The organism is Streptomyces sp. JN8 (assembly GCF_055808075.1).
In genome coordinates this window covers 7,282,135-7,294,127 of the sequence record NZ_CM147852.1, presented here as the reverse complement: position 1 = coordinate 7,294,127, position 11,993 = coordinate 7,282,135, and the positions used below count along the sequence as shown (strand labels likewise).

Annotated in this window: 9 protein-coding genes; 4 read left to right on the top strand and 5 right to left on the bottom strand. The window is 75.2% G+C overall.

Annotated features, from left to right (window positions below):
• The first annotated feature begins 231 nt into the window (after positions 1 to 231).
• From ACY0MR_RS32235 to ACY0MR_RS32220, 4 genes are all read left to right on the top strand, one after another.
• Entirely contained in the window at positions 232 to 687 is a 456-nt protein-coding gene (locus ACY0MR_RS32235; protein WP_361862946.1) for an RrF2 family transcriptional regulator, read from the top strand.
• A gap of 226 nt (positions 688 to 913) precedes the next feature.
• Entirely contained in the window at positions 914 to 2,206 is a 1,293-nt protein-coding gene (locus tag ACY0MR_RS32230; protein WP_473556891.1) for an acyl-CoA dehydrogenase family protein, read from the top strand.
• A gap of 157 nt (positions 2,207 to 2,363) precedes the next feature.
• Positions 2,364 to 3,236 carry a universal stress protein gene (locus tag ACY0MR_RS32225; RefSeq protein WP_404083328.1) on the top strand — a complete coding sequence of 291 codons (873 nt, stop codon included), beginning with the start codon at positions 2,364 to 2,366 and terminating at the stop codon, positions 3,234 to 3,236.
• 150 nt (positions 3,237 to 3,386) lie between these two features.
• Positions 3,387 to 4,487, top strand: coding sequence for a CAP domain-containing protein (locus ACY0MR_RS32220; RefSeq protein ID WP_404083325.1), 1,101 nt, complete (start codon positions 3,387 to 3,389; stop codon positions 4,485 to 4,487).
• Between the two features lie 21 nt (positions 4,488 to 4,508).
• Here ACY0MR_RS32220 and ACY0MR_RS32215 read toward each other — a convergent pair whose 3' ends face one another.
• The 5 genes from ACY0MR_RS32215 to ACY0MR_RS32195 form a co-directional block, all read right to left on the bottom strand.
• The gene (locus ACY0MR_RS32215) at positions 4,509 to 6,119 is read right to left on the bottom strand and encodes a sigma-70 family RNA polymerase sigma factor (RefSeq protein WP_473556888.1); all 1,611 of its coding nucleotides are present in this window, start codon (positions 6,117 to 6,119) and stop codon (positions 4,509 to 4,511) included.
• A 97-nt stretch (positions 6,120 to 6,216) separates the two neighbouring features.
• Complete coding sequence (locus ACY0MR_RS32210) at positions 6,217 to 6,507, bottom strand: hypothetical protein (RefSeq protein ID WP_361860344.1); 291 nt, start codon at positions 6,505 to 6,507, stop codon at positions 6,217 to 6,219.
• A gap of 130 nt (positions 6,508 to 6,637) precedes the next feature.
• On the bottom strand, positions 6,638 to 8,857 hold the full coding sequence (locus ACY0MR_RS32205) for an NADP-dependent isocitrate dehydrogenase (RefSeq protein ID WP_361860347.1): 2,220 nt from the start codon (positions 8,855 to 8,857) through the stop codon (positions 6,638 to 6,640).
• 43 nt (positions 8,858 to 8,900) lie between these two features.
• Positions 8,901 to 9,971: a phosphatase PAP2 family protein gene (locus tag ACY0MR_RS32200; RefSeq protein WP_473556885.1), complete on the bottom strand. Its 1,071-nt coding sequence runs from the start codon at positions 9,969 to 9,971 to the stop codon at positions 8,901 to 8,903.
• 76 nt (positions 9,972 to 10,047) lie between these two features.
• Positions 10,048 to 11,889, bottom strand: a complete 1,842-nt coding sequence (locus ACY0MR_RS32195) for a glycoside hydrolase family 15 protein (protein ID WP_473556882.1) — start codon at positions 11,887 to 11,889, stop codon at positions 10,048 to 10,050.
• Positions 11,890 to 11,993 lie beyond the last annotated feature (104 nt).

The window sequence follows — 11,993 nt, the reverse complement described above, 5'->3', positions numbered from 1 at the left end:
GGTGTCGGCGATGCGCCGCGCTGCAGACCCGGAGCAGGTCGATGTGGCGGCGGGACGTGAGGGGCAGGGAGCGCGGGAGGGGTGCGGCGGGTGGCGTGTCGTGTCGCCCGCTGCGTCCCATGGTTTCCTACCTGTTCGCTCGGTTTCCCCGTCCTGAGTGTCCGACCGGCTCCTGGCGGCGTCAAGGGTGCGGTACGGGCCACCTCCGGCGGTGTGCGGAATAATGCGCGCATGCGCATTTCAGCCAGGGCCGACTACGCGGTGCGTGCCGCCCTCCAGCTCGCCGCCGCCCGGGACGCGGGCCCGCTGAAGGCCGAGGCGATCGCCGAGGACCAGGGCATCTCGCACAAGTTCCTCGAAGGGATCCTCGGGGACATGCGCAAGGGCGGTCTCGTGCTGAGCCAGCGGGGTGGCAACGGCGGTTACTGGCTGGCGAGGCCCGCCGAGTCGATCTCGGTCGCGGAGGTCATTCGCTGCGTGGAGGGTCCTCTGGTCTCGGTCCGCGGGGAGCGGCCGCCGGACCTGTCGTACACGGGCCCCGCGGAGTCGCTGCTGACCCTGTGGATCGCGCTGCGGGCCGGTGTCCGCGAGGTCCTCGGGGTCTCGCTGGCGGAGGTCGCGGCGGCCCAGCTGCCGGACACGATCGTCGCGCTCGCGGACGATCCGGAGGCGTGGACCAACCCCTGAGCCCTCGGCCAACCGCCCACGACCTGCGGTGACCTGACTTCTTCTCATCCTCCGAGACGACACTGTCCAGCTTTCGGACGCCCCTTGGGGCGACCACCCCACCTCTGCCACTATCCCTACTGTTCCAGTGGGGATACGGGAAACCATGTGAGGTGACGTGAGTACGCCGAGGAGATCGCCGAAGAGACCAGCGATACGCACCGCCTCCGCACCGGTCGCGGCCCCCGTGCCACGGGCCGCCGAACGGCCGGGTGAGAGCCCGGTCGACCGGCCCGCCGACGACGCCCTGTGGCCCCGCGTCACCCGCGAACTCGCCGACGACCTGGCCGTCGACGCCCTCACCAGGGACCGGGCGGGCAAGGCGCCGTTCGACGAGGTCGCACGGCTCCAGGAGGCCGGGCTCCCCGCCCTCCTGACGGCCCCCGGCCCCAACCGGCGCGGGGCCGAGTGGCAGGCCGCCTGTGCGGTCGTACGGGAGATCTCCGCCTCCGACAGCTCGGTCGGCGAACTCCTCGCCCACCACTACGCGCTGTCCTGGAGCAGCCGCTTCTTCGGCGGCCCGGGACGGGACCCCGGAGCCCTCCTCGGCGACGACCACCCGCTCGACGTGCGGACCACCGAGGGACGCTGGCTGCTCGCCGGGGGCGTCGAGGGGCCGCACTCCGAGGCCGGCACCGGCCTCACGCTCACCCCCGCCGACTCCGGCGGCTGGCTCCTCGACGGGACCCGCGCCTTCGCGTCCGCCGTGACCGTCGCCGACCGGCTCGTCGTCGGGGCCCGCCCCGGCGGGAGCGGCGACCTCTTCGTCGTCCTGGTGGACCCGGCCGAACCCGGGGTGTTCACGGAGCCCGGGGCCGAACGGGTCGGCCAACGGCTCGCCGGCGCGGGCAGCGTCACCTTCGACCGGGTGCCGGTGAGACCGGCGGACGTCCTGGGCGTCCTCCCCCACGACGAGCACGCCGTCGCCCCCTTCTCCACCCTCGCCCCGCTCGCGCTGCGCCTGCTCCTGGTCCACGTCGGGCTCGGCATCGCCGAGGGCGCGCTCGCCGAGGCCCGCGACATCAGCCGCGCCGACCACGCCGGCCCGGCACCGGCGGGCGCGGCCGGGGACGGGACGGCGCCGGGCGCCGGGGACGATCCGTACCTCCTGCTCGCGTACGGGGAGCTGGCGACGGCCGCGCACGCGGCGGCGGCCGTGGTGGAACGCGCGACCGACGCCCTGGCCCACGGGCTGCTCGCCGCGTGGTCGCTCGGGGTGGAGGAACGCGCGGACATCGCCGTCCTGGTGGCGGCCGCCGAGACCGTCACCGGCCGGGCCGCCGTGCACATCACGACGCGCGTCCTCGAACTCGTCGACGGCACGGCGGGCGCCGACGCGCGCTCCGGCGGGCCCGGCTTCGACCGCTTCTGGCGCAACGCCCGGGCGCTCACCGCGCCCACCCAGGCGGCCCACCGGCTCCGCGACATCGGGGACCACTACCTCAACGGCACCCACGCGCGGCTGACCCTGCTGGCCTGACAGGGGCCCGCCCCGCGCCGGCGGGGCGGCGAAGGGACGGACGGACCGGCATGTCGGGACGTCCGGCCCTCTCCCCCGGCGGCCGAAGGGCCCAAGCTGGGAGGTGCGGGTCCGGCCGTCCGGCCGGCCCGGCCCGGCAACCCACGGAGGCAGCCTGATGAGTCGTGAGATCGTCGCAGGAGTGGACGGATCCCCGGAGAGCCTCGCCGCGGCGGACTGGGCCGCCCGGGAGGCGCTCCACCGGGACCTCCCGCTACGGCTCGCGCACGCGTGGCGGTGGGAGCCGCTCGACCTCCCCCTGCTCCAGGACCGCGCCTCGCAGGAGGGCGTCGCGGACGCGCTGCTGAGCGACGCGCGGGAAACCCTGGCCCGCCGCTACCCGGACCTCGCCCTCACGGCCGGGGTGCTCGACGACACGCCGGTCGCCGCGCTCCTCGGCACCGAGGACCGGGCCGAGATGCTCGTGATCGGCTCGCGCGGCCACGGAGCCGTCGCCGGGTTCCTGCTCGGCTCCTACGGGCAGCAGATCATCGCCGGCGCCACCCGTCCCGTGGTGGCCGTCCGGTCCCGCGACGGCGAACCGGCCGAACCGCCCGCCGGCCACGTGCTGGTCGGCCAGCTCGGCAGCCCGGAGGACAGCGCCGCGGCGCTCGGCTTCGCCTTCGCCACCGCCGCCGCCCGCGGGGCGTCCGTACGGGCCGTGCGCGCGTGGAGCCTGCCGACCCTCTACGCGTACAGCCCGGCCTCCATGCGGCTCGCCGACGAGGCGGGCGGGCTCGTCCCGTTCGAGGAGAAGGCGCTGCGGGAGGCCCTGGCCCCTTGGCGCGAGCGCTACCCCGAGGTGCCCGTGACCGAGCACGTCGAGCTGGGCAGCGCCGGACAGGTGCTGCTCTCCTCGGCGGGGGCCGCCCAGCTCCTGGTGGTCGGCCGACGGGCGCGGCGCGGGGCCGTCGGGCCGCGCATCGGCTCCGTGGCGCACGCCGCCCTGCACCTCGCGCCCTGTCCGGTGGCGGTCGTCCCGCAGGGCTGAGAGGGTGCGAAAAGGTTGACGCGCGGGGTTGACGCGTCCTGTTGACGAGGAGTGTCGGGGCGGCCGGGGCCGGACAGTGATACCGCCGTCGCCCCGGTGGCTCTCCCAGCGCCGGCCCGTTCGGCGACCACGGCGAGAGAGCGGAGCTCCATGCGGCACCACGACCGGCCCGGACAGCCCGACCCCGCCCCGCCGCTCGCCGCCGCGGCCGCGCGGGACGGCACGGCGGCGGACGACCGCCCGGGGAGCCGCGCCGGGCGGCACACACCCCCGGCGCGCGAGGTCCCGCCCCGCCAGGTCCAGGCGCGGACCGGCGGGCGGCACCGGAAGGCGGACGGCCACGGGCGGCGGGCCCGGCGCAGGCCCGGCTTCCGGACCGTCGTCACGGTCACCGGGACCGCGGCCGCCGTCCTGACCGTGGCCGCGGGGATGTACGTGGCCACCCTCGGCACCGGCCGGAGCACCGGCGCCCACGCGACGGCCGCGTCCCCCGTGCCGACCCGCTCCTCCGTCGCCGGGGCCGCACACGCCGAGCCGGAGGGCGGACGTCGGGCGGCCGCCGGGGAGACGGGGCCCGGACGGACCGCGGGCGCCGCAGAGCCGGGGGGCGCCCGGACGACGGAGGCCGGCCGACCGGTCCGGACGGCCTCCTCGATCCCGTCCGCGCCCCCGCCCCTCGCCGCACGGACGGTGACCCCGGCCGGCGCCGCGCCCGCGACGCCGGAGACCCCGAAGGCCGAGACGGAGCGGAGGCTCGCTCCACGGGGCGCGCTCCTCCCGGAGCGACCGGGTCCCGAGCCGCCCGGGCTCCCCCGGCCGGCGCCGCAGGGCCCGGCCCCCGTCGCCGCGGCGCCCGCGAAGACGGCCGACCGGTTCGTCAAGGACGTGGTGGCACTGGCCAACGCCGAGCGCGAGAAAGCGGGATGCGGGCCGCTCCGCTCCGAGCGGCACCTGCGGACGGCCGCCCAGCGGCACGCCGACGACATGTCCGCCCGCGACTACTACGAGCACGACGACCCGGAGGGCCGGGACGCGGGCGACCGGATGACCGGCGCCGGGTACGCGTGGTCGACCTGGGGCGAGAACATCCACCGCGGGCCGAAGACCCCGGCGCGCGCGATGGCGGACTGGATGGACAGCCCCGGACACCGGGCGAACATCCTCAACTGCACGTTCGAGGACATCGGCGTCGGGGTGACGCTGACGGCCAACGGCCCCTGGTGGGTGCAGAACTTCGGTGTCCGGCGCTGAGCCGAGCCCGGCGCCGGGCGGTCAGGAGGCGGGAGCGGCGAGCTTCTGCACCCAGACCGTGCCGGCGGGCCCGGGCGCCGACGCCACGCCGGTGTCCCGGTACCGGCAGTCGAGCATGTTCTCCTCGTGCATCGACCCGTCCGTCCAGTCGTCGACGACGGAGGCCGGATCGGTCGTCCCCCGGTCCAGGTTCTCGGCCCAGGCGCTCCAGGAGTAACCGGCGGCCGAGATCCGGGAGTCGGCGTACTCGCCCTCGGGGCTGGCGTGCCCGAAGTAGCCGCGCGCGGCCATGTCGCGGGCGTAGCCGCGGGCCGCCTCGGTGAGGCGGGGGTCGATGCGCAGCGGGGCGCAACCGGCTTCCGCCCGGAGCCGGTTGACGAGGCCGGTGACCCGCTCCTCGCGGCTGGGGGCGGGCGTGGGGCGCGGGGTGCGGCGGGGGGTCGGGGTCGCGGTCGTCGGCGTGGGGGTGGGGGTGGCGGTGCGGGTCGGGCCGGGGGTGGCCGGGGGCGTCGTCGGGGCGGGGGTCGCGGGGGGCGCGGCGACCGGGCTGCCCGGCTCCATGCGCGCGTGCGGCTGGGGTACGAGGAGGGCGACGGCGCCGAGGACGGCCACGGCCGCGGCTCCGGCGACCCCGGCCTTGCGCAGGGGTGTCCAGCGGGTGCCGGTGCCGGTCGCCGCCGGGTCCGGGGCGGACCCGCCGGCCCCGTCGGGGCGGGCGGCGGCCGGGGTCTGCGGGGCGATGGCGGCCGGGTCCGGGGTCCCGAGGCCGGGGGCGGTGGGATCGGGAACGGCGGAGCCGGACGCCGCCGTGTCGTACGCGAGGGCCTCGGGGGCCGACGCCTCGCCGAGCCCGGCGACCAGCGGGGGTACGAGACCGAGGCCGACGAGCAGGCCCTCGACGGGGGCCAGTCCGCTGCGGCCGGACACCCGCGCCGAGCAGGCGGTGCAGTCGCGGACATGGCGGGCGACGCGTTTGCGCCAGAGCGGGGAGGGACGGCCGTCCCAGGCGTCGACGGTGTCCGCGAGGCCCGGGCAGATCGGGACGGCGTCGAGGGCGCGGACGACGGTGCGGCCCGTCTCCAGCCGCTCCTTCATGCGCTGGACGCGGACGGCGGCGTGCTGCGGGGATATCCCGCCGAGGCCCTCGGCGAGCTCGGCGCGGGTCAGCTCGCCGGCGGCCTCCAGCCACCAGAGGGCGAGCAGCTCGCGGTCGTCCTCGTCGAGCCAGCGGGTCGCCCGGGCCACGTCGCGGCGCTGTCCGGACAGACCGAGCCGGAGGATGGTGGCCTCGGTGAAGTCGCCGGCCGCCGGGTCGGCGAGGTCGGCGGCCCGGTCGAGGCCGGGCACGGGAGCCTGCTGGCGTTCGCGCCAGCGGCGGCGGATCCCGTTCATGGCGATGGCGACGAGCCAGGACCGGAAGCGGGCCGGATCGCGGAGGCCGCCGAGGCCGTCGAGGGCGCGGACCATCGTCTCCTGGACGATGTCGTCGGTGTCGGCGTGGCCGTCGAGGGCCCGGCCGACGATGTTGTGGACGAGGGGCAGGTAGGCGCGGACCAGCGCGTCCCTGGCGTGCGCGTCACCGGCCCTCGCGGCCTCCACCAGCACGGTGGTGCGGCGCTCGTCGCTGTGCATGGATCTGCTCCCTCATCCGTGGTGCGAGTCCCCCGTGGTTCGGAGACCCGCGGGCGAGGGAGGGATAACACTTATCGGTGATCGACGCCGGTGTCCGTCAGGCCGGTGGGACGGGCAGGTTCGGGACCGTGGCCCCGTTCCCCTCCCGGACGGCTGCCACGACGGCGTCGTGCAGATCGCGGCTCTCCTCCTCCGACGCGCACGGAACGGGACTGCCCGACATGGTGAACCAGTCGGACGCGCCGCTGTACTGCACGGCCACGCGTGCCTCCCTGTCGGCCCAGGTCGTGTGCACGGTCAGATCTCCCGTGACCACGCCCGCCTCGACGGTCAGCACCCCACCTCGCCCGGTGTAGACACCGGCGGTCGTCCAAGATGCCCAGCTCATCCATCCAGGTTCACACCCGAACGGCGGATGCGCCACCGACGGGACCGCCCCGGTCGGAGGAGTTCCGTCCGGGGCGGCGCCACGCGCGTGCCCACCGGGACGGAGGAGGCGCGGGCCTCCTCCGGCCGGGTCAGACGAGGGCGGCGACGGCCTCGTTGAAGGTGGTGGAGGGGCGCATCACGGCGGCGGCCTTGGCCGGGTCGGGCTGGTAGTAGCCGCCGATCTCGGCCGGGGAGCCCTGGACGGCGTTCAGCTCGTCGACGATCTTCTGCTCGTTGGTCGAGAGGGTCTCGGCCAGCGGGGCGAAGGCCTTGGCGAGCTCCGCGTCCTCGGTCTGGGCGGCCAGCTCCTGGGCCCAGTACAGGGCCAGGTAGAAGTGGCTGCCGCGGTTGTCGATACCACCGAGGCGACGGGTCGGCGACTTGTCCTCGTTGAGGAAGGTGCCGGTGGCGCGGTCGAGGGTGTCGGCGAGGACCTGGGCGCGGGCGTTGCCCGTGGAGGTCGCGAGGTGCTCGAAGCTGGCGGCCAGGGCGAAGAACTCGCCGAGGCTGTCCCAGCGGAGGTAGTTCTCCTTGACGAGCTGCTGGACGTGCTTCGGGGCGGAGCCGCCGGCGCCGGTCTCGAAGAGGCCGCCGCCCGCCATGAGCGGGACGACCGACAGCATCTTGGCGCTGGTGCCCAGCTCCAGGATCGGGAAGAGGTCGGTCAGGTAGTCGCGGAGGACGTTGCCGGTGACGGAGATGGTGTCCTCGCCGCGGCGGATCCGCTCCAGGGAGAAGGCCGTGGCCTCGACCGGGGAGAGGATCTTGATGTCCAGGCCCTCGGTGTCGTGCTCCGGGAGGTACTGCCGGACCTTGGCGATCAGCTGGGCGTCGTGGGCGCGGTTCTCGTCCAGCCAGAAGACGGCCGGGGCGCCGGTGGCGCGGGCGCGGGTGACGGCGAGCTTGACCCAGTCCTGGATGGGCAGGTCCTTGGTCTGGCAGGCGCGGAAGATGTCGCCCGGGGCGACCTCCTGCTCCAGGACGACGTTGCCCTCGGAGTCGACCAGGCGGACGGTGCCGGCCTCGGCGATCTCGAAGGTCTTGTCGTGGGAGCCGTACTCCTCGGCCTTCTGGGCCATGAGGCCGACGTTCGGGACGGAGCCCATGGTCGACGGGTCGAAGGCGCCGTGGGCGCGGCAGTCCTCGATGACCGCCTGGTACACGCCGGAGTAGCTGTGGTCCGGGAGGACGGCGAGGGTGTCGGCCTCCTGGCCGTCCGGGCCCCACATGTGGCCGGAGGTGCGGATCATGGCCGGCATCGAGGCGTCGACGATGACGTCGGACGGCACGTGCAGGTTGGTGATGCCCTTGTCGGAGTCGACCATGGCCAGCGCGGGGCCCGCGGCGAGCTCGGCTTCGAAGGAGGCCTTGATCTCGTCGCCCTGCGGGAGGGACTCCAGGCCCTTCAGGACGCCGCCGAGGCCGTCGTTCGGGGAGAGGCCGGCGCCGGCGAGCACCTCGCCGTACGCGGCGAAGGTCTCGGGGAAGAAGGCGCGGACGACGTGGCCGAAGACGATCGGGTCCGAGACCTTCATCATCGTGGCCTTGAGGTGCACGGAGAAGAGCACGTTCTCGGCCTTGGCGCGGGCGACCTGCTCGCCGAGGAAGGTGCGCAGGGCGGCGGCGCGCATGACGGCGGCGTCGACGACCTCGCCGGCGATGACCTTCAGCGGCTCGCGGAGTTCGCTGGTGGTGCCGTCGGCGGCGGTGAACTCGAAGCGGAGGGTGTCGTCCGCGGTGACGACGACGGACTTCTCGGTGGAGGCGAAGTCGTTGTCGGTCATGGTGGCGACGTTGGTCTTGGACTCGGGGGTCCAGGCGCCCATGCGGTGGGGGTGGTTCTTGGCGTAGTTCTTGACCGAGCCGGGCGCGCGGCGGTCGGAGTTGCCCTCGCGCAGGACCGGGTTGACGGCCGAGCCCTTGATCTTGTCGTAGCGGGCGCGGACGTCCTTGTCCTGGTCCGTCTTCGGGTCGTCCGGGTAGTCCGGGAGGGCGTAGCCCTGGCCCTGGAGCTCGGCGATCGCGGCCTTGAGCTGGGGGATGGACGCCGAGACGTTCGGCAGCTTGATGATGTTGGCGCCGGGGGTCTTGGCCAGGTCGCCGAGCTCGGAGAGGGCGTCGGCGATGCGCTGGCCCTCCTCCAGGAACTCGGGGAAGACGGCGATGATGCGGCCCGCGAGGGAGATGTCCCGCGTCTCGACCGTGACGCCGGCCTGCGAGGCGTACGCCTGGATCACGGGCAGGAACGAGTACGTCGCCAGGGCAGGCGCCTCGTCAGTGTGGGTGTAGATGATGGTCGAGTCAGTCACCGGGTGCTCCGCTCCACGTCTGCGTCTGCGAGATTGCTCGACATCAAGATATCTCGTGATCGAGGTCCTCGGTAAAGGGGCCCACGACCTCGGCGTCGGCGGGTACGCCGGCGGCCTCGGCGTAGGGTCCGCCGAGGCGGTACGGGGTGGGGGCGCCCTCGATGTCGACGCGGCGGAGCAGACCGAGCAGGACGAGGCCGGCTGCGGCGACCACGCCCGCGGCGAGGGCCTGGCCGCAGCGGTGGGCGAGCCTCAGCTCGGCCGGGTCGTAGGGGGCGGTGGCCGGGAGCGTGAGGGTGTCGCCGAGGAGCCAGAGGCCGGCGCCGAGCCCGGCGGCGGCGAGCAGGGCGAGCGGCACGGTGACCGGGAGGCCGGGGGCGGCGGGCCCCCGCCGGGCGCCGGGGCGCACCTTGCCCTTGCGGGCGAGGAGGGCGAGGAGACCGCAGAAGACGGCGAGCACCACCAGGGCGGCGGCGATCACGTCGCCGGGGCGGTGCTGGCCGGCGGCGATGGTGTGGGCGCCGACGGCGACGGCCCAGAGCGTGCCGGCGCCGACGGCGACGCTGCGCAGCCGGTAGGGGACGACGAGGGCCAGACCGAACGCGACGCCGAGGGCGAGGGTGGTCTGGGCGCTGGGGAAGCCGCTGGACAGGAGCCCTCCGGCGTCGGCGGCCCGGGGGCGGGGGGCGTACCGCTGGAGGAGCCCGGTGACGGCGAGGGCGGTGACGACTCCGCCGGCGGCGAGACCGGTGAGGGCGTACCGCCTGCGTATCAGCCCGAGGGCGAGCAGGAGCACGCAGCCGAGGACCAGGGACAGGGTGCCGAGCCCGGTGAGCGAGGGGTGCTCGCGGAGCAGGGTGACGGCGACGCCGTCGGCGCGCCGGCCGGTCATGGCCGCGTCGCCCCAGCGCCGACCGGTCGCGGTGAGGACGAGCCCGGCGTAGACGACGGTGAGGAGGAGCACGGCCCCGAGGCAGCCGCGCCGCGTCCGGGTGCGGACCCGGGTGCTGAACGATCCGGCGGCCTCGCCCGCCACAGCGGCGTACCACCACGTGGCACTGGTCTCCAGCGGCCTCGGGGAGCCGCCCGCGCGGGGCCTGTCGTAGGAAGCCATGCCCCGATTCGAACCCACGCGCGGCGGCCCCGCCCGCTGGACGCACCCGAACGAAGCGGCCCCGGAGCGGGCGGGGTCACGCCACGGCGAGACGGCCCGGACCGGGACGTTCGCGGCGCCGGGTGCCGTACAGCGTGAACGCCGTGTTCACCAGCGCCACGTGGCTCAGCGCCTGCGGCGTGTTGCCGAGCTGACGGCCGGCGACCGGGTCCCACTCCTCGGCGAGCAGGCCGACGTCGTTGCGGACGCCGAGCACCCGCTCGAAGACCGCGCGGGCCTCGTCGGTGCGGCCGGTCATGGCGAGTGCGTCGGCGTACCAGAGCGTGCAGGCGACGAAGGCGCCCTCGGTGCCGCCGAGGTCGTCGAGGTCGTGGGTCCCGCCGTCCCGCACGTCTCCGTAGCGGCGCAGGAAGCCGTGGTCGTCGAGGCGCTCCATCGCCCGGACGGTGCCGAGCACCCGGGGGTCGTCGGCGGGGAGGAAGCCGAGCCGGGGGATCAGCAGGGCGGTGGCGTCGACCTGGTGGCTCCCGTAGTACTGGGTGAAGGACTGCTGCTCGTCGCTCCAGCCGCGGGCGCAGATCTCCGCGCGCAGCTCGTTGCGCAGGGCCTGCCAGCGGCCCAGCGAGCCGCGGAGCCCGGCGACCCGGGCGAGGCGCACGGCGCGGTCGGCGCCGACCCAGGCCATGACCTTGGAGTGCACGAAGTGGCGGCGCGGGCCGCGGACCTCCCAGATGCCCTCGTCCGGTTCCTGCCAGCGCTTGCCGAGGTACTCCAGGAGCGAGGCGACCAGCGACCAGTCGGGGGCGTCCAGCGCGACGCCGGCCCGGACGGCCGAGTAGACGGTGTTGAGGACCTCGCCGTAGATGTCGAGCTGGAACTGGTCGACGGCGGCGTTGCCGAACCTGACGGGGCGTGAACCCTCGTAGCCGGGGAGCCAGTCGGCGTACGTCTCGGGCAACTGCCGCTGGCCCTCGACCCCGTACAGCGGCTGGAGGTCGGCGGGATCGCCCGCGACGGCGCGGACCAGCCAGTCCTTCCAGGCGAGCGCCTCCCTGCGGTATCCGCCGCGCAGCAGGCAGGAGAGGGTGAAGGTGGAGTCGCGCAGCCAGCAGAAGCGGTAGTCCCAGTTGCGCTGCCCGCCCAGGGACTCGGGGAGCGAGGCGGTGGCGGCGGCGACGATTCCGCCCGTGGGGGCGTAGGTGAGGGCCTTCAGGGTGAGCAGGGAGCGGATGACCGCCGCGCGGGCCGGGCCCTCGTAACGGAGCGCGTCGGCCCAGTCGTTCCACAGGGCGAGGGTGCGGGCCAGGGCCGCGTCGAGGTCGGCGGGCGGCGCGGGGGCGGGCACGGGGGCGTGCGAGGGGCGCCAGCCGAGGGAGAAGGCGACGCGCCGGCCGGCCGCGACGGTGAAGTCGGCGGTGGCGCGACCCGGGGTGACGACGGGTTCGACACCGGGCCCGCAGGAGAGGTAGGCGGCGTCGGGTCCGGCGACCCAGGCGACGGTGCGGGGGTCCACCGAGCGGATCCAGGGCACGATGCTCCCGTGGTGGAACCGGACGGTCAGGTCGCTGCGGACGTCGACCCGTCCGGCGATCCCCTCCACCACGCGCACGATGCGCGCCGCTTCCTCGCTCGGGGAGCGCGGGGGCATGAAGTCCGTGACGCGCACGGTTCCGGTGAGGGACTCCCAGACCGTGTCGAGGACGAGCGTGTCGCCCCGGTAACTCCTGCGCGTGCAGCGGGTTCCGCCGACGGGGGCGAGGAGCCAGCGGCCGTGCCCCGGATCCCCGAGCAGGGCCGCCAGGCACGCGGGTGAGTCGAAACGCGGCGCGCACCACCAGTCGACGGACCCGTCGGTCCCCACGAGCGCAGCGGTCTCCAGATCACCGACGAGGGCGTAGTCCTCAATTCGCCCTGCCATGAACGGATTCTATGCCGGAACGCAGGCCGTCGCAGAAGGGCCGCGGGTCATCGATTCGGAGGTCTCCGCATAACCATCCGCGTTTCTTGACGCGGATGGCCGGG